The organism is Ruegeria sp. AD11(2025), assembly GCF_056542405.1.
Genome location: NZ_JBQFZU010000004.1, coordinates 120,264 through 137,303, shown reverse-complemented (window position 1 = coordinate 137,303; position 17,040 = coordinate 120,264). Strand labels below are relative to the sequence as shown.

Below are 17,040 nucleotides of genomic sequence, written 5' to 3'. Positions count from 1 at the left end.
TGGGGCGAGCATAGTGTCGCGGGTCAGGTTGTGCGTTTGCGCCGCCAGTCCTCCAACGCCGGGTTGTTGCCGGGATGGCTGGCACTTTCGGCCAGTGCAACGTCGGTCCCCGGGTCGGCAGCCCCGATTCCATCACTGCGCAGGGCTTTCAGCGCTTGAAGGTTTTCCAGCACCTGGGGCGCGCGCTGCATCGTGGCCGTAATCTCTCGTTGCATATCCTGAACCTTGGTCTGATGACGCGCACCGAAATAGAACGACACGATTACACCAAGCAGCCACCACAACGGCTCGGGCACTAAGGCGATCCCCTGCATCCGCGCCGCGAACCACAACGGATCGACCATGGCGGCAACGAACAAACCCAACGTCCCCAGCGCCATCGCCGGGCGCGGCAACCGGTTGAGCCCGTCCATGACCCGATCAAATGCGCCTTTGCGAGGCACCTGAAACTCCTGACCGAACTGAACCATCGCCTGTTGCTGTAACGTCAGACTGCGCGCAGCCCCGTTCTCGGCATTTTCCCGAAATATTTCAGCAGTTTCGCGCACGACGTTGCGACCGCCTCCGAACAGAAACGTCAAGACGTTCGAGATCAGCCCCATCCCGCAACTCTCCTTTGAAAATCTGCATCGCTTAAGTGATATGCCGGAGAGACAAATTCCTCGGCCCGGCGAATCCACCCGCCTTTGCCACCCGCCCGGCTCCGGGCGTATTTGCGGAATGCGGGCCTGTTGTCGGCAAGCCGAAAGTAAAAGTTACGCCGCGCGACACCATAGGAATCCCGCAAAGCCACCGGATCAGGGTCCGCCGCGTTCTCGCAGGCCCGCGCAGTTTTTGGCCCAACGATTCCGTCAACGGTGACCCCGAACCCCATTTCACGTAGCAGACGTTGAAGAATCTTGACGGCCTGCCCACCGGCGTTGACGTACATGTCAAACACCGAAGGGTGCAAAATCGTCGGGAGCAGGCTCAGCCGGGGCAGCTCAAAGTAATGCTGCACAAAAATATCGACAGCCTGTGATTTGCTGAGCATACGTACATCGGCACCGTTGATCACCCCATCGCCCGAAAGGTCCAGCCCAAGGCGGCGCATGGTGTGAATGGTCACACCGTACTTGGTCGCTCCGCCGGGATCGTCTGGATCGTCCACAAACCCGCCTTCGCGGGCCACAATCTCAGTTGCAATCTGTCGCACCGTCTGCATCGCACCCTCCGCATTTGGTCCGACACACAGTTTCCCAACCCGGTTAAATTCCTCCAACGAAACAGGGCGCTGCCCGCCGGTTGCGCGCAACGCCCTGCATTATTAATTCCAAATCAATTCCCGCCACAGGCCCGCAGGGCAGCTGAGTTCAGCTTTCGTCTGCTTCCTGGTAAACGCCTTGTTCTTTCAGAGCATCCACGACCTCTTTCGGCATGTAGGTTTCATCGTGTTTGGCAAGAATTTCAGTGGCTTCAAAAACACCATTCACGTATGAACCCGTGCCCACCATACCCTGATTTTCGGCAAACAAATCAGGCAGAACACCGGTGAATGCCACCGGCACACTTTCGCCACCATCGGTCACGACAAAATGCACCGTCTCGCCCTGCCCTCGTATGATCGAGCCTTCCTCGACAAGACCGCCGATGCGGAAAACCTCAGTCGGTTTCGGCGGCTCGGCGATCACCTGACTGGGTGAGCGGAAGAAGTTTATACCGTCCTGCAACGCATATCCAATCAACCCCGTGGCCACGAAAAGAGCCACGACGGCCAGCAGAATAACTTGTACACGACGGCGTTTCTTGAGCGTTTTCATTTCGTCCTCACGGGAACAGCGGGGCCATCATCAGGCCCGCGGTTTCATCCTCACCTAACATCAGGTTAGCGTTCTGCAAGGCTTGGCCACTGCTACCTTTTGTCAGGTTATCCAACGCGCCGATTACGATGGCGCGCCGTTCAATCCGGTCGCCAACCACACCGATATGGCAGAAATTCGAACCCCGCACATGGTGGGTCGAAGGCGTCTCGCCAAACGGCAGCATCCGGATAAATGGTTCATTTTCATAGGCCTTACCCAGCGCTTCGTACACACTGGCCGGATCGCCCTTGACGTAAGTGGTCGCTAGAATACCCCGGTTGGCCGGGATCAGGTGCGGCGTGAACTGCACGTGCACGGTGCGACGAGCCAGAGCCGAAAACTCCTGATCAAACTCGCCCAGATGTCGGTGAGTACCACCCACGGCATAGGCATTGTACCCCTCGCTAAGCTCGGCGTGCAGCAGATTTTCTTTAAGCGATCTCCCTGCCCCCGACACGGCGCATTTCAGGTCCAGCACGATATCGTCCAGATCGATCACGCCCGCCATGATCAGCGGCCTCAGTACATACTGCCCCGTGGCCGCATTACATCCCGTGCCCGCAACGAGCCGCGCGTTGCGGATATCATTCCGGTAGAACTCGGTCAGGCCATAAACTGCTTCTTCCTGCTGCTCCAAAGCGACGTGCGGATTGCCGTACCACTTCTCGTATTCATCCGCGTCCCGCAGACGGAAATCCGCAGAGAGATCGATGATTTTTAGGTCTTTCGGCAGGTCGCGAATGACCTCTTGGCTGGTCTTGTGGGGCAGCGCGCAGAAGCACAGATCGATTTGCGAGAAATCAATCTCAGCGATTTTGCAAAGGTCTGGCAAATCCATGTGGCGCAGATGCGGGAAAACCTGCGCCATCGACATCCCGGCCTTCCGCTCGGCACCCAAAGCCGTGATTTCCATGTTCGGGTGCTCGGCGATCAACCGCACCAATTCGGCGCCGGTATAGCCGGAGGCACCCAGAATTGCGATTTTATGGGTCATGTCAGACCTCTTGTTCCATAGTGTCACATATCACGACCGCCGATGTGACGGCCTTCGAATAAAGGAGAATGCGTTAAGCCGTCCTTGACCTAAGTCAGGCGGCCTCGAACGTGATTTGTCGTCGGAGGAACTGCGTAGCACGGTCGCTGACCGTGCCGGGCTTTCCGGTGGTCAGAAACCCACCTTTGCCCACACCCTGCATCTTCGGGTGCCGCTGCAGGTAATCCGCAAGGCTTTCAGCCACCAAAGCCCCCTGGCTGAACACTTGCACATCCGAACCCAAGGCAGCCTGAAAGGTTTCGGCCATCAGCGGATAGTGAGTACAGCCCAAAATCGCGGCCTGCGGTTCCGGCATTTTCCGTTTTAGCGCATCCACATGGCTGCGCACCAGCGCCTCGGCCAGAATCATGTCGCCGTCTTCGATTGCGTCGACCACACCGCCACAAGCCTGCGCCTCGACATCCACACCAATTGCGCGAAACGCCAGTTCCCGCTGGAAGGCCCGGCTGGACACCGTCGCAGGCGTTGCAAACAGCGCCACGTGTTTGACAGCGACCTCACGCGGAGGGCTGTTGTCGCCCCATTGACGCTCGGTCAGGGCTTCGATCAGAGGTACGAAGACACCCAGAACGCGCTTGCCATCTGGCACGCCTTCTTCCTGCATCCGGCGCAAAGCAGCCGCACTGGCAGTGTTACAGGCCAGAATCACCAGATCACAGCCGCGGTTCCAAAGATCGTAAACGGCACGCCGTGTCAGGTCATAGATATTCTCGGCATCGCGCACACCATAGGGCGCATGTGCGCTGTCCGCGAAATACAGGAAATCCACGTCCGGCAGACGTTTCTGCGCGGCGTCCAGAACGGTCAGACCGCCCAATCCAGAATCAAAGATACCTACTGCCATTTGCCCCTTTAGGCGCGATGCCGTTCCTCAAATTCATAGCCGTAGTCGTAAGACTTCAGCGGCGTTGGGGACAGCTCATACGTGGCTTTGCGCAAGAAATCCATCATCTTGCGCGTATCCTTCGCCAGAGGGTCCAGAACGTCGCGCGAGATGGGGTCTCCGATCACCACTTTGACCGGCGTATCGACGCGTTTCTTGAACTCTTTGATCAGCAAACCCATGCGCAGGGTATTGTGCAAATGACTAGCAATCTGGAAAAGCCGCGAGGTGTGTCCATCAAAGAAAACCGGCACCACTGTGGCGCTCGACTTGGCCACCATTCGCGCCGTGAAACCGCGCCAGCCCGGGTCCATCGGATGTGAGAACGGCTTGACGCCTGTGCTGACCGTTCCTCCGGGAAAAATACCAATCGCCCCGCCCTCGCTCAGATAGTTCAGCGCGGTCTTGCGGGTTTCCAGATTCAGTTTCATAGCCTCTTTCGACTCATCAAACGAGATCGGCAGAATGATGCGATTCAGATCCTCAGCCTTGCGGAAAACATGGTTGGCCAGAATACGGAAATCACCCCGGGTTTGAGACAGGATGTGGCCCATCATCATCCCGTCGAGAATGCCATAAGGGTGATTGGCAATCAGGATCAGTGGACCGTCTTTGGGAACATTCGACAACGCCCCGCCGACCACATCCAGAGACAGCCCGTAGCGTTCCACCATCACCGACCAGAAATCGCGCCCGTTAGCCACCTCTTTCTCATACCCATCCGCGCGCTTGATCAGGCGCATACGACCGGTGGTGTTCTCCATCAGTTTGATCACCATCTGCCCGCCTTTGGTTTCGGCGGAATAAGCGTAGGAAATGTCACGAGCGACATGACGGCGCGAGGGCATTCGAATCTCCGAGTTTACTGCCTGCAAGATAGGTTTAAGCAACAATTTTGCCTAGGTTCCGTGACAAGACAGTGACGATTTACTCCGCCGCCGCGCGCAGTTCGGGCCCTCCGTTGCGGATCGAGGATAGCAGTTCTTCGCGCCGATTGGCCGCTTTAGCCTCGTTTGCACGCAAAACCGGCCCGAATCCACGAATGTCCAACGGCAATTGCGCAAGGGCGATAATCGCATCCCGCGTTTGAGGTGTAACAAGAGGGATTATCTCTTTGATATCCAGCTCATATTGCTTGATCAGCTTCCGTTCCATCCGCCGTTCGGCATTGTAACCGAAAATGTCCAGCGGTGTCCCGCGCAGGACTTTCAGTTTGGCGAGAACTTTCATAGGCTTCAGCAACCATTCCCCATACGCACGTTTCTTTAGCCGACCGTCCGATCCGGTGCCACCCAGAATGGGCGGGGCCAAATGGAAGGTCATTTTGAAAACCCCATCAAACTCTGCCGCCGCCTTATCCCGACTGTCCAGCATCAGGCGGGCAACCTCGTATTCATCCTTATAGGACAACAGCTTGTGATATCCTTTCGCCACGGCCTTGCGGATGCCTTCATCGTCAAACGCATTGACCAATTTGAGATACCGTTTAGCCAGACGACCGCTTTGGTAAGCGGTCAGGTGTTGCACACGAAAACCAATAATCGCGTCCAGAGTCTTCGGCAATTCAGCCGTATTAGGCTCTAGAATCCCTGTAACCTCTTGCGGATGCAAGACGGCCCAACGCCCTATTTCGAAAGCGCGTTTGTTGCGCTCAACCGCCGTGCCGTTCAATTCAATGGCCGAAACGATGGCCTGATGGCTGACAGGCAGAAGACCGCGTTGCCATGCCGCGCCGAAGATCATCATGTTGGAATAGATCGAGTCTCCCATCACTGCGCGCGCCAGATCGGTAGCATCAAACAGCGAGACATCCTCTTTCAACCGCGCCTGCAATGACAATTTGAGTCTGTCGCCCGGAATTCTGAACTCAGTATCACGGGTGAAATCACCGGTGACGGTTTCATGGCTGTTGACGACAGCCCCGGTTTGGCCGGCCCGTGTCAGGCCCAACGTCTTGGCCCCGGCGGACACCACCAGATCGCCACCGATCAAGGCATGTGCCTCGCCTGTGGCGACGCGAATGGCACTGATATCTTCGGGGCGGTTGGCCAAGCGGCAGTTGATATGCACAGCGCCTCCCTTCTGGGCCAAACCTGCCATCTCCATCATCCCGGCGCCTTTGCCGTCGATCTGTGCCGCTTGCGCCAGTATGGCACCCAAGGTCACGACGCCGGTACCCCCAACTCCGGTGATGACCACGTTATGTGTGCCCTTAATCTCTGGCAGCACGGGTTCAGGCAAATCCGGCAGGTCGATTTCGGTGGTTGCCTCCTTTCGGATTTGCGCGCCTTCCAACGTCACAAACGACGGGCAAAACCCGTTGATACAAGAGAAGTCCTTGTTGCAGCTGGATTGGTCGACGGCCCGCTTGCGGCCCAACTCGGTCTCGACGGGCACAATCGAGACGCAGTTCGACTGCACACCGCAATCACCGCATCCTTCGCAGATATCAGTGTTGATAAAGACCCGTTTGTCCGGATCCGGGAACGTACCTTTTTTGCGACGACGCCGTTTTTCAGCCGCGCAGGTCTGGACGTAGACGATGACCGAAACGCCCTCAATCTCGCGAAAACGTTCCTGCACTTGAATCAGTTCGGCTCGTTCAAAGGTTTCAACTCCGGCGGGCAGAGCCTTGAAATTCAAATCTTCTTTTTCATCGTAAACCACCGCGACATGCTGAACGCCCATGGCTTTGACTTCGGCCACGATCCGTTCTGCCGTCAGACCGCCTTCGTTTTCCTGCCCGCCGGTCATAGCGACGGCGTCGTTGAACAGGATCTTGAAGGTGATATTCGTGCCCGCCGACAAAGCCGCCCGGACCGCCTGCACACCCGAGTGGTTATATGTCCCGTCGCCGAGGTTCTGGAACACATGTTTGGTGGTCGAGAATGGCGCCTCACCGATCCAGTTTGCACCCTCACCGCCCATTTGCGTGAAGCCGGTGGTTTCGCGGTCCATCCACTGCACCATGTAGTGACAACCGATGCCCGCATAAGCACGGCTGCCATCGGGCAACCGGGTCGAGCTGTTATGCGGGCAGCCCGAACAGAAATACGGCAGTCGCGTTGCGATTTCCTCGGCATTGTCAGCCCGGCGAGCATCGGACAGGCTGGCCAGGCCGGCGCGAATACCGTCGGTATCCCAGCCCTCCTCGATCAGAATCTCACCCAGTTTCTCGGCGATCATGATCGGGTCCAGCGCGCCACGCGTCGGGAACAGTTCCTCGCGGTGCAGCGTCCCGGCCCCGCCTTTGTACCAACCGTACACACGGCGACCGCGGCGATCGTCAAAGATGGCTTCTTTGACCTGAACCTCGATCAGTTTGCGTTTTTCTTCAACGATAACAATAAGGTCAAGCCCTTGTGCCCAGTCATGGAATCCGGCCATGTCCAGCGGGAAGGTTTGTCCGATCTTGTATGTGGTGATGCCCAGACGTTCGGACTCGGCCTCGTCGATGTTCAAAAGAGACATCGCATGGGTCAGGTCCAGCCAGTTTTTCCCTGCCGCGACAAAGCCGACTTTGGCCCCGGGTTTGCCCCAGACCCGACGGTCCATCGTGTTAACGTGCGAGAACGTCTCGGCAGCGAAGCGTTTATAGTCGATCATCCGCCCTTCCTGCAGGTGCGGTGTGTCGCCCAGGCGGATGTTCAACCCGCCGTCGGGCACGTCGAACTCAGGCACGACCAGCTTCATTCGATCGGCGCTTCCGTCAACGACCGATGTTACTTCGATCGTGTCCTTCATCGTCTTCAGACCGACCCAAAGCCCCGAGAACCGGCTGAGCGCAAACCCGTAGACACCGTAATCCAGAACCTCCTGTACACCCGCAGGGCTGACAATTGGCATGTACATGTCGACCAGCGACCATTCGGACTGGTGCAGTACGGTTGAGCTTTCGCCGGTGTGATCATCTCCCATGGCCACTAGCACGCCGCCATGCTTGGCCGTACCCGCCATGTTGGCGTGGCGCATCGCATCGCCGGACCGGTCTACCCCAGGCCCTTTGCCGTACCATAGGCCGAATACGCCATCGAACCGTCCGTCCCCGCGCAACCCCGCTTGCTGGCTACCCCATAGGGCGGTGGCAGCCAGATCCTCGTTCAATCCGTATTGAAACGTGACGTCGCTTTCGGCCAGTTGCTTTTGCGCTCTCGTCATCTGCTGGTCCACGGCACCCAGCGGCGACCCGCGATAACCGGTCACCAGACCCGCCGTGTTCAACCCCACCCGCGTGTCCCGCGCCTTTTGGATCAGCATCAGACGCACAAGCGCTTGCGTCCCGTTCAAAAGGACTGGGTTCTTTTCCAGATCGAACCGGTCACTCAACGATATTTGTGGCTGACTCATCAGACGCCTCCCCTCGTCAGATCAGTGTGCTACTTTTTCACCCATTTTAGGTCATAATATCTGACCTGCATAGGTTTTATCCTCTGAATCCTAAGGATTTCAGCGTTTGAATGTGGAAGTTGTTACCTATTTCATATAGGCGTTCCGAGGAATAACGAAAGTTGCGGCGATGGATTGGGACAAGCTTAGAATATTTCACGCGGTGGCGGATGCAGGCAGCCTGACTCATGCGGGTGACAAGCTGAATCTGTCACAATCGGCCGTCAGCCGACAGATCAGAGCACTGGAAGAGTCGCTCGATTCGACTCTGTTTCACCGACACGCACGCGGTCTGATCCTGACCGAACAGGGTGAGTTGCTGTTCGATGCAACTTCGGCCATGTCAAAAAGACTGGACGCCGCTGCCGCCCGTATCCGCGACAGCGAAGAAGAAGTCTTTGGCGTGCTGCGGGTCACCACCACTTTTGGCTTCGGTACGCTCTGGCTGGCCCCTCGCCTGCCGAAACTGTACGAGCAGTATCCTGACCTCAACATAGACCTGATGCTGGAAGAGCGTGTGCTGGACCTGCCCATGCGCGAAGCCGACGTCGCTATTCGCATGAAAGAACCCAGCCAGGCCGATCTGGTCCGCAAGCGGCTGATGACCGTGCAGATGATGCTGTACGCGACCCAGGAATACATCGAAACGCATGGCGGGATGCTGGAGTCACTGGACGAAATCAAGGACCATCGACTAATTTGTCAGACGCCCTCGGCCCCACAGGTCGGTGCAAGCGCCTCGATGGTACGGCACTTGATGACGTATAACCCCGGTTCGCTGCTGACCGTGAACAACTATTTCGGTGTTCTGCAGGGCGTGCTTCATAATCTGGGCATCGGCGTGCTGCCGGATTACGTGACGCAGGATTTTCCGCATCTTGTTCCGATCCTGTCAGATATCGAAACCGCAGACGTTCCCGTCTATCTCGCCTACCCCGAAGAATTGCGCCATTCCAAACGCGTCGAAGCCTTCCGTGACTTTGTTCAGGATGAGATCATCGCCCAACGCAAGCAGTTGAAGCAGATGGGAAAACTCTAGCTATGCGCACGCAGCATAGCGGGCATGACAAGTAATCAGTCTGAAAAATCTTGATCGTTCACAAACTGATCCCTAAATGAGCACTCGAAGGCGGTGATGCTGAAACGCTCATCATCTTCATACCTCCCTGTTGGACTACGGCCGAGCTTAGTGCTCGGCCTTTTTTTTGGCTTAAGGCCACTTGTGCCAGTCCGATTGCCAAAACTTCTGTGATTTCCGGGCACTTAGACCTATGATCACGAAAAAAATCACGAAGACTTGTGTTCGAGGACAGATTCGATGTTTCAGCCCTTTCGCCTATTGCTGGTGATAATCTCCGTTGTTTGCCTGACCGGGCCTGTTTTGGCGCAGAGCAACGGCTCGACCGGTTCCACAGCCCCTGTGAGCATTCCCGAAGACCTGACACCTGAACAGGTCGACGATCTGGTCGCGCGTATGTCTGACGATCAAGTTCGCGCCATTTTGTTGGAGCGTCTGGATGCGGTCGCAGAAAAACACGCCGCTGAGGCAGCGGATCGTGAAGACCCGATAACTGAAATCAACGAGATTTGGGCCGAAATGGTGGCGTCGTGGACGCATGTTGCGGTCACCATACCGAACCTTTTCACAGCGCAGGTTCAAGCGGTCGAGACCTTTGTCGGCACCTTTGGGACCACCGGCGCACTATCTCTTTTGGGCTTGATCTTAAGCGTCCTAGTCGTCGGGTTCGTTGCGGAAAAGCTGTTCGGCTTCCTTACCCGCAATTGGCTTCGCGGGGTTGAAGCGGCCGATGAAAACGACCTGTGGGGGGCAGTCAGATACCTGTTCCGCCGTTTCTGCCGCGAAATCGCAGGACTTGTCGTGTTTTACGTCGTTATCCGAGCGCTGGGACGCGGCCTTCTGACGCCCGAACAAATCATCTACGCCGCGCCCTTTGTTTTCTACCTGATCTGGATTCCCCGATTGGGAGCTGCCGCCTCGCGGTTCATTCTGGCTCCGAACAAACCGCACTATCGGCTGGTGAATATTGATGATCATTGGGCGAAATACCTGCACCGTAATCTGATTGGCCTTCTGTTCCTGATCGGTTTCACGCTGTTCATTCTTCATTTCAACGAACTGAACGGCATTACCGGCCGTGAAACACGTATCGGATTCTGGCTGAACGCTGCGACCCACATCTATATTGGCGTAATAGCCTGGAAAGCCCGTGAGGGGCTTTCGCAAATGATGTTGGGCACAGACCCCGATCACACCAAGTTCGACGAAGAAGTTGCTCATTATTACCCCTATTTCGCCATCGGCGTGTCGGCGGTGATCTGGTTGCTTGTCGAATTCCTTGTCGCACAGCGCAACCCGGTTTACCTGCATATGCTGGTTCAGGGCGCTCACTACACCACCATGTTCTGGCTGCTGATCGCGCCAGCGCTGGACACGTTGATCCGCGGTTTGGTGCGCCATCTTCAACCTCCGATGCAGGGCGAAGGCCCCGTGGCCGAGCGGGCGTATAAATCCACCAAACGCAGTTATATCCGCATTGGCCGGGTTTTGGCTGGCATTCTGGTCATCCTGATGATTGCCAGGGCATGGGATCTGGACCTGCAGGAAATCGCAGGTGGAGGCGCCGAATCCGGTAGCAAGCTGATCCAGTTCTTCATCATCATCGCTGTCGGCTACATCCTGAACGAGGTCGTCTCGCTCTGGATCAACCGACGTCTGGCGAAAGAACAAACTGCAGCCGAGCAAAGCCCTGACGAAGAGGCTGGTGAAGGCGGTGGTTCAGGCGGTTCGCGTCTGGCAACGGTTCTGCCGCTGCTGAGAGTGACCGCGCAGGCTGCCATCGCGGTGATTTTTGTCCTGCTTGCCCTTGGGGCATTGGGAATCAATATCACCCCGCTTCTGGCCGGTGCTGGTGTGTTGGGTCTGGCCATCGGCTTTGGCGCCCAGAAACTGGTGGCTGACATCGTCGGCGGCATTTTCTTTCTGGTGGATGATGCTTTCCGGGTTGGCGAATATGTGGATGTCGGAGGCACCACCGGAACGGTCGAGAAAATCTCGATCCGCTCGATGCAACTGCGTCACCACCGCGGTCCGGTTCACACCATCCCTTACGGTGAAATCCAGAAGTTGACCAATTACAGCCGCGACTGGGTCATCATGAAACTGAAGTTCACCGTGCCATTCGACACCGACCCCAACAAGGTGAAGAAGATCTTCAAGAAGATCGGTGCTGAGATGATGGAAGACGAAACCCACAAGGATGGGTTCCTGCAGCCCTTCAAGTCGCAAGGCGTGTTTGACTTTGACGATGTTGGCATGATCATCCGTGGCAAGTTCATGGCCAAGCCGGGCAAGCAGTTCACCCTGCGCAAGGAAATCTTCAATCGCGTGAAGGCCGCGTTCAAGGAAAACGGCATCGACTTTGCCCGCCGCGAGGTGCGCGTAGCGATCCCTGGACTGGACGACGCCGATCACCTCACTGAGGAACAAAAAGCCGCCATCGGGGCTGCTGCCGGTGAAGCCGCCAACCAGCAAGCCGAACAGCAGGGTCAAAAAACCGGTTCCGCTCACGGCGCGCCGGAGTAAAACGAAGATACCTGAAAGACCATAATGGCCGCCCTGCTCAACGCACCGGGCGGCCGTTTTTTTACCTTTGGCCCGCGTCAAACTATGCCTTGCGGGTCTTAACCCTTTCCACGGGCGCGCCCTTGCCCTAAAAGGCGCGCAATCTCGGCCCACTTGGACACAGGACAGAAGATGCAAGAGCCCGCAATCACACCCGATCTGATCGCCGCACACGGGCTCAAGCCCGACGAATACGACATGATCCTCGAGATCATCGGGCGCGAGCCGACCTTCACCGAACTGGGCATCTTTTCGGCCATGTGGAACGAGCATTGTTCCTATAAGTCGTCCAAGAAATGGCTGCGTACCCTGCCCACCTCGGGCCCTCAGGTGATCTGCGGACCGGGTGAGAACGCGGGTGTTGTCGACATTGGCGACGGTCAGGCGGTGGTCTTCAAAATGGAGAGCCACAACCACCCGTCCTACATCGAACCCTATCAGGGTGCGGCGACGGGTGTCGGCGGCATCCTGCGCGACGTCTTCACCATGGGCGCGCGTCCCATCGCGTCTATGAACGCTTTGTCCTTCGGCGAGCCCGGCCATCACAAGACCCGCCAACTGGTAAACGGTGTGGTCGAAGGCATCGGCGGCTATGGCAACTGCTTCGGCGTGCCCTGCGTAGGTGGTGAGGTGAGATTCCACCCGGCCTATAACGGTAACTGTCTGGTGAACGCGTTTGCTGCAGGATTGGCCGACAGCGATAAGATTTTCTACTCGGCAGCTTCGGGCGTCGGTATGCCTGTCGTCTATCTGGGTGCCAAGACCGGTCGTGACGGCGTGGGCGGCGCAACCATGGCTTCGGCTGAGTTCGACGACACAATCGAAGAAAAGCGTCCCACAGTTCAGGTCGGCGACCCATTCACTGAAAAGCGCCTGATGGAAGCCACGCTGGAATTGATGCGGACCGGGGCCGTAATCTCAATCCAGGACATGGGCGCAGCGGGTCTGACCTGTTCCGCGGTGGAAATGGGTGACAAAGGCGGTCTGGGCGTGCGTCTGGACTTAGAGAACGTCCCCCAGCGCGAAGAAAACATGACCGCTTATGAGATGATGTTGTCGGAATCTCAAGAACGCATGTTGATGGTTCTAAAGCCCGAGCTTGAGGCCGAGGCCCGCGCTGTATTCGAAAAATGGGACCTGGACTTTGCCATCGTAGGCGAAACCATTGCCGAAGACCGCTTCCTGATTGTCCATAACGGAGAGGTCAAAGCCGATCTGGTTCTGTCCAAGCTCTCGTCGACCGCACCGGAATATGACCGCCCTTGGGTGGCAACGCCCGAGGCTGAAGAACTTGCCGAGGTGCCTCAGATCGACCCGATCGACGGCCTGCGCGCCCTGCTCGCCTCGCCCAACTACGCGGGCAAACAGTGGGTCTACGAACAATATGACACGATGGTCATGGCTGACACCGCCCGCACGCCGGGTCTGGGTGCGGGCATGGTTCGCGTGCACGGCACCGACAAGGCGCTGGCATTCACCAGTGACGTCACCCCGCGCTATGTGCGCGCCAACCCAGTCGAAGGCGGCAAGCAGGCGGTCGCCGAAGCCTATCGCAACCTGACCGCCGTGGGTGCGAAACCACTGGCAACCACCGACAACCTGAACTTCGGCAACCCCGAAAAGCCCGAAATCATGGGCCAGTTCGTCGGCGCCATTCAGGGTATCGGCGAGGCGGTTGCCGCGCTGGACATGCCCATCGTGTCAGGCAACGTGTCGCTGTATAACGAAACCGACGGTCAGGCGATCCTACCCACCCCGACCATCGGTGCGGTTGGTCTGCTGAATCACACCGACGAAATCATCGGCAATGAAGTCCGTGAAGGCCACGTCACGCTGGTCATCGGTGAAACCCATGGCCATCTGGGTCAGTCAGCCCTGCTGGCCGAAGTGTTCAACCGCGAAGACGGCGACGCGCCGCATGTCGATCTGGACGCGGAAAAGCGTAACGGCGAGTTCATCCGCGCCAATCGCAAGATGATCAAGGCCTGTACCGATCTGGGCGATGGCGGTTTGGCACTGGCAGCGTTCGAGCTGGCCGAGGCCGCCGGCGTGGGGGTTCACCTTGATGAGGCTTCTACTGCATTTCTGTTCGGAGAGGATCAGGCCCGTTACCTGGTGGCCTGCAACTTCGATCAGGCCGAGGCACTGATGATCGCAGCAGGTCAGGCTGGCGTACCGCTGGTCTCTGTTGGCCGCTTTACCGGCGACAGCGTGCGTATTGGCAACTCCGAGGCTTCGCTCGAGGAACTGACCGCCACTTTCCGTAACAGCTTTGCTGAGGCCGTGGCCTGAACGCTGATCACCTACTGATCGCAAAACCTGCGTCCCGATAGACGCGGGTTTTGTCGTTTTCAGCCCCCTTTCACACCCTTGCACGCCCCGCCCTGGCGCTCTACATCTTGGGAAAGACCTTCAGGAGTTACCTACATGCCGATGAGCGCCCACGAAATCGAACACCTGCTGCGCGAAGCCTTTCCGGATGCGGAAATTCAAGTCGGCGGGCATGACGGCGTGCATATGTCTGCCATGGTCGTGGATGAGAGCTTTCGCGGCAAAAACCGAGTCCAGCAGCAACGTGCGGTCTATGCAGCGCTGAAAGGTAAGATGGACGGCCCGGATGGCGATCTGCACGCACTGGCACTGACGACGAAAGCGCCTGAATAGTGGACGAACCGATCGGATGGGTTCTGCTACGACTAACTTATCTGGTCTTCGACATAGTCTACTCGTTAGCGATCTTGTTTTGTGATCTACCAAGACTGCTAAAATACGGGCCCAGATATTGGCGTGTCGCAAGGAAAATGAGGCGGCGCGAGTACGAACGACGCAAAAGGTGAGTGCCTAAAATGAGTGGCTGGCTGTTCTGGATAGGTGTACCCGCAGCATTGGTAGTTGCCGCCGCGCTGATCGAAGCCTATGTGAAGCGGAACAGAAAACGTAACCTCGCCGACATGCGTCCCGATCCGGACAAAATCAGCAAGATCGGCGGCATCGAAAGATACGGGCTGGATCCGCTGGCCCTGGCGCAAGCCGAACACCGACGGTTGGAGGAAGAAGGATGGTCCTCTGACCCGTCACAGAATGAAACGACCGACCCGGATGCGGGTGAAAAGGACAAGCAAGATGAGCGACGTTAAAACTCAGATCGACGAAACCGTCAAAGCCAACGACGTGGTGCTGTACATGAAAGGCACCAAGGAAATGCCGCAGTGTGGGTTTTCGTCCCGCGTGGCCGGTGTGCTGAACTACATGGGTGTGGAATATACCGACGTGAACGTTCTGGCCGATGAAGATGTGCGTCAGGGCATCAAGGATTATTCCGACTGGCCAACCGTGCCGCAGCTATTCGTCAAAGGCGAATTCGTCGGCGGTTGCGACATCATCACCGAAATGACCCTGTCGGGCGAGCTGGATACGCTGTTTGACGACAACGGCGTCGGCTACAACAAAGAAGCCGCAGACAAAATCCGCGAGGCGAACGCCTGATCAGCGACTGCTGCAGTTTTGTAAAATGATTTGCTCACTGGCGGCATCCGAACCTGTCGCCAGAAAGCTCACCGTGGCGTCCCAGCCTTTGGAACGCAGGATGTAAGTCCCTACCTCTCCCGCAGACTCGTAACGGATACCGGACCCGCTTTGGGCTTGCCGCAGCGTGACCAGTTGATTGTCGACGATCATCGCCGCCGCACTGGACCCGTCTGGCGCATTGAAATAGGCGACCTCCAGCGGAACTCCGTTTTCACAGGTAAATGTCACCGGTAGAATGTCGATTTCAGCCACAGCCACTCCGGCGGGCAGTGTCATCATCGCAGCAAAAGTCAGAGTTCTGACGGCGTTCATTCCGAAGACCTTTCTTCGACCACCGAAGCCAGGGCTTCGGCCCGTGCGGCTAACTCCGCCAGAGTGTCTGTCACCGAGGGTGGCACCACTGCCACCTCAATCCGTTCGGGTTCTGGCTGCGGCATTTTTCTGAGCGCTTGCAACTCTGCCTCAACCGCGGCCAGTTTACCTTCGAGAGCATGTAATTTTTCATCCGTTCCAGCGGTCTTGTCCGCCAGCATCAGACCGGCCATCAGCAACATCCGGGATTCCGGCATTCGGCCGATCTGATCGGATAGGACCTGCGCCTCATCATCCAGCATCTTGGCTGCGGAATGCAGAAACGCCTCTTCGCCTTCCTGGCACGAGACTTCAAAGCCGCGCCCACCGATTTGAATGGTCACTTCGGGCATTATTCAACCTCTCCTTCCGCCAGTTTCGCCTGCGACAACAGCGGTTCAAGCCGAGCCAGAACCGCGTGTGCCTCGGCCGCATCCGTCGCTTGCGCGGCGCGCGTCGCCTCAAGCTCGGCCACCGTGGCGCGGTTGAGCAGATCGGCATCGGGCAAGCCGTCTTCGGCCGCGGCCCGCAATTCGTCGACCGATTGGCGCAATTGCTCATTCGCCTTACGCATCCGCTGCAGATCGTCATCCAGACGCGACATCGCCGCGCCGTGGCTGGCGCGTTCCGCGCGTAGCATGTCCAACTCGGCGCTCAACTCGGCCACCCGCTCGCTGTCGGCCAGTTCTGACCGAAGACGCGCATTTTCAGCCTCGACCTCTTGCGCCGCGCTGACGGCGGCTGCCAATTGTGCGTTTTCAGCCTTGAGCGCTGCAAGTTCATCCTGGTTTTCCAACGCTGCCTTAGCCGCCGCCAATTCAGCGCGGGCAGCCTCGACCGAAGCCAGCTTTGCAGTTGCTGCAGCCAACTGTTCCCGTAACGCGCCATTTTCAGGATCTTCTATCGGCGCCGTCCGCAGGTTTTCCATATCGGCGCGCATGGCATCGACTTCCTGCTCGTGGCGTTCCTTCAGCGATTTCAGACGTTCTTCCAACTGCGCATTTGCAACGCGTTCATCGTCCAGTGCCGCGCGCAGGGTGTCATCCGCACCGCCGCTGGCCGGTGCTACATCCCGCAGCGCCTCGACACCCGTTCCGATCCGATCCATTGCGGCAATGATACGGCGCTGTAGTTCTTCGATCTGGCTCATGCCCCTGCCACCTCTTAACCAAGGTTCCTTGTATTGCGCCTGTGTCCGAATCAACACAAGCCGCGTCTTGCCCTAGTCTAACCCAACGAGACAGAAAATACCCACTGTTTGCTTTCAACAACTTGGGCCACTTTCTTGAACCACACCTCGGCCAGATTGCCCAGTTCTGCTTGCACTTTGGGGGCCGGATGGTATTGAGCGCCC

At 57.5% G+C, this 17,040-nt stretch carries 16 protein-coding genes; 6 read left to right on the top strand and 10 right to left on the bottom strand.

Translation table 11 applies throughout. The features are described from left to right. Positions 1–23: 23 nt before the first annotated feature. The 7 genes from ACR1XY_RS05785 to ACR1XY_RS05755 all read right to left on the bottom strand — a co-directional run bounded on the left by ACR1XY_RS05785 (position 24) and on the right by ACR1XY_RS05755 (position 8,125). A complete protein-coding gene (locus ACR1XY_RS05785; RefSeq protein WP_480590821.1) occupies positions 24–602 on the bottom strand; it encodes a holin family protein in 579 nt (192 codons plus the stop codon). Next, positions 593–1,204, bottom strand: a complete 612-nt coding sequence (locus ACR1XY_RS05780; protein WP_480590819.1) for a holin-associated N-acetylmuramidase — start codon at positions 1,202–1,204, stop codon at positions 593–595. Before ACR1XY_RS05780 ends, ACR1XY_RS05785 begins: the two co-directional genes overlap by 10 nt. A gap of 148 nt (positions 1,205–1,352) precedes the next feature. Continuing rightward, positions 1,353–1,799 carry a cytochrome c maturation protein CcmE gene (gene ccmE / locus ACR1XY_RS05775; protein WP_421599844.1) on the bottom strand — a complete coding sequence of 149 codons (447 nt, stop codon included), beginning with the start codon at positions 1,797–1,799 and terminating at the stop codon, positions 1,353–1,355. Positions 1,800–1,806: 7 nt separating this feature from the next. Continuing rightward, positions 1,807–2,835, bottom strand: coding sequence for an N-acetyl-gamma-glutamyl-phosphate reductase (argC, locus tag ACR1XY_RS05770; RefSeq protein WP_480590817.1), 1,029 nt, complete (start codon positions 2,833–2,835; stop codon positions 1,807–1,809). 94 nt (positions 2,836–2,929) lie between these two features. Beyond that, positions 2,930–3,739 (bottom strand): glutamate racemase, encoded by an 810-nt coding sequence (locus tag ACR1XY_RS05765; RefSeq protein ID WP_480590815.1) that lies wholly within the window; start codon positions 3,737–3,739, stop codon positions 2,930–2,932. An 8-nt stretch (positions 3,740–3,747) separates the two neighbouring features. Next, positions 3,748–4,626: a lysophospholipid acyltransferase family protein gene (locus tag ACR1XY_RS05760; RefSeq protein WP_480590814.1), complete on the bottom strand. Its 879-nt coding sequence runs from the start codon at positions 4,624–4,626 to the stop codon at positions 3,748–3,750. A gap of 79 nt (positions 4,627–4,705) precedes the next feature. Then, complete coding sequence (locus tag ACR1XY_RS05755; protein ID WP_480590812.1) at positions 4,706–8,125, bottom strand: indolepyruvate ferredoxin oxidoreductase family protein; 3,420 nt, start codon at positions 8,123–8,125, stop codon at positions 4,706–4,708. Between the two features lie 169 nt (positions 8,126–8,294). Here ACR1XY_RS05755 and ACR1XY_RS05750 point away from each other — a divergent pair, with 169 nt between their 5' ends. The 6 genes from ACR1XY_RS05750 to grxD all read left to right on the top strand — a co-directional run bounded on the left by ACR1XY_RS05750 (position 8,295) and on the right by grxD (position 15,293). Then, positions 8,295–9,203, top strand: coding sequence for a LysR family transcriptional regulator (locus tag ACR1XY_RS05750; RefSeq protein ID WP_480590811.1), 909 nt, complete (start codon positions 8,295–8,297; stop codon positions 9,201–9,203). A gap of 279 nt (positions 9,204–9,482) precedes the next feature. Beyond that, positions 9,483–11,768, top strand: coding sequence for a mechanosensitive ion channel family protein (locus tag ACR1XY_RS05745; RefSeq protein WP_480590809.1), 2,286 nt, complete (start codon positions 9,483–9,485; stop codon positions 11,766–11,768). A gap of 171 nt (positions 11,769–11,939) precedes the next feature. Further along, positions 11,940–14,099: a phosphoribosylformylglycinamidine synthase subunit PurL gene (purL, locus tag ACR1XY_RS05740; protein ID WP_480590808.1), complete on the top strand. Its 2,160-nt coding sequence runs from the start codon at positions 11,940–11,942 to the stop codon at positions 14,097–14,099. A gap of 135 nt (positions 14,100–14,234) precedes the next feature. Next, a complete protein-coding gene (locus ACR1XY_RS05735; RefSeq protein ID WP_170324811.1) occupies positions 14,235–14,471 on the top strand; it encodes a BolA/IbaG family iron-sulfur metabolism protein in 237 nt (78 codons plus the stop codon). Between the two features lie 182 nt (positions 14,472–14,653). Beyond that, positions 14,654–14,944 carry a hypothetical protein gene (locus ACR1XY_RS05730; RefSeq protein ID WP_480590806.1) on the top strand — a complete coding sequence of 97 codons (291 nt, stop codon included), beginning with the start codon at positions 14,654–14,656 and terminating at the stop codon, positions 14,942–14,944. Further along, on the top strand, positions 14,931–15,293 hold the full coding sequence (gene grxD, locus ACR1XY_RS05725) for a Grx4 family monothiol glutaredoxin (protein ID WP_480590804.1): 363 nt from the start codon (positions 14,931–14,933) through the stop codon (positions 15,291–15,293). Before ACR1XY_RS05730 ends, grxD begins: the two co-directional genes overlap by 14 nt. Here grxD and ACR1XY_RS05720 read toward each other — a convergent pair whose 3' ends face one another. The 3 genes from ACR1XY_RS05720 to ACR1XY_RS05710 are packed head-to-tail and all read right to left on the bottom strand — an operon-like array spanning position 15,294 to position 16,836. After that, positions 15,294–15,647 (bottom strand): MliC family protein, encoded by a 354-nt coding sequence (locus tag ACR1XY_RS05720; RefSeq protein WP_480590802.1) that lies wholly within the window; start codon positions 15,645–15,647, stop codon positions 15,294–15,296. Continuing rightward, complete coding sequence (locus tag ACR1XY_RS05715) at positions 15,644–16,039, bottom strand: cell division protein ZapA (protein ID WP_480590800.1); 396 nt, start codon at positions 16,037–16,039, stop codon at positions 15,644–15,646. The genes ACR1XY_RS05720 and ACR1XY_RS05715 overlap by 4 nt, the downstream gene beginning before the upstream one ends. Further along, the gene (locus ACR1XY_RS05710; RefSeq protein WP_480590798.1) at positions 16,039–16,836 is read right to left on the bottom strand and encodes a hypothetical protein; all 798 of its coding nucleotides are present in this window, start codon (positions 16,834–16,836) and stop codon (positions 16,039–16,041) included. Before ACR1XY_RS05710 ends, ACR1XY_RS05715 begins: the two co-directional genes overlap by 1 nt. Between the last annotated feature and the right edge of the window lie 204 nt (positions 16,837–17,040).

Excerpts from the sequence above, each read along its gene's own strand:
- ACR1XY_RS05785 (WP_480590821.1), bottom strand. The coding sequence starts at position 602 with ATGGGGCTGATCTCGAACGTCTTGACGTTTCTGTTCGGAGGCGGTCGC.
- ACR1XY_RS05780 (WP_480590819.1), bottom strand. The coding sequence starts at position 1,204 with ATGCAGACGGTGCGACAGATTGCAACTGAGATTGTGGCCCGCGAAGGC.
- ccmE (WP_421599844.1), bottom strand. The coding sequence starts at position 1,799 with ATGAAAACGCTCAAGAAACGCCGTCGTGTACAAGTTATTCTGCTGGCC.
- argC (WP_480590817.1), bottom strand. The coding sequence starts at position 2,835 with ATGACCCATAAAATCGCAATTCTGGGTGCCTCCGGCTATACCGGCGCC.
- ACR1XY_RS05765 (WP_480590815.1), bottom strand. The coding sequence starts at position 3,739 with ATGGCAGTAGGTATCTTTGATTCTGGATTGGGCGGTCTGACCGTTCTG.
- ACR1XY_RS05760 (WP_480590814.1), bottom strand. The coding sequence starts at position 4,626 with ATGCCCTCGCGCCGTCATGTCGCTCGTGACATTTCCTACGCTTATTCC.
- ACR1XY_RS05755 (WP_480590812.1), bottom strand. The coding sequence starts at position 8,125 with ATGAGTCAGCCACAAATATCGTTGAGTGACCGGTTCGATCTGGAAAAG.
- ACR1XY_RS05750 (WP_480590811.1), top strand. The coding sequence starts at position 8,295 with ATGGATTGGGACAAGCTTAGAATATTTCACGCGGTGGCGGATGCAGGC.
- ACR1XY_RS05745 (WP_480590809.1), top strand. The coding sequence starts at position 9,483 with ATGTTTCAGCCCTTTCGCCTATTGCTGGTGATAATCTCCGTTGTTTGC.
- purL (WP_480590808.1), top strand. The coding sequence starts at position 11,940 with ATGCAAGAGCCCGCAATCACACCCGATCTGATCGCCGCACACGGGCTC.
- ACR1XY_RS05735 (WP_170324811.1), top strand. The coding sequence starts at position 14,235 with ATGCCGATGAGCGCCCACGAAATCGAACACCTGCTGCGCGAAGCCTTT.
- ACR1XY_RS05730 (WP_480590806.1), top strand. The coding sequence starts at position 14,654 with ATGAGTGGCTGGCTGTTCTGGATAGGTGTACCCGCAGCATTGGTAGTT.
- grxD (WP_480590804.1), top strand. The coding sequence starts at position 14,931 with ATGAGCGACGTTAAAACTCAGATCGACGAAACCGTCAAAGCCAACGAC.
- ACR1XY_RS05720 (WP_480590802.1), bottom strand. The coding sequence starts at position 15,647 with ATGAACGCCGTCAGAACTCTGACTTTTGCTGCGATGATGACACTGCCC.
- ACR1XY_RS05715 (WP_480590800.1), bottom strand. The coding sequence starts at position 16,039 with ATGCCCGAAGTGACCATTCAAATCGGTGGGCGCGGCTTTGAAGTCTCG.
- ACR1XY_RS05710 (WP_480590798.1), bottom strand. The coding sequence starts at position 16,836 with ATGAGCCAGATCGAAGAACTACAGCGCCGTATCATTGCCGCAATGGAT.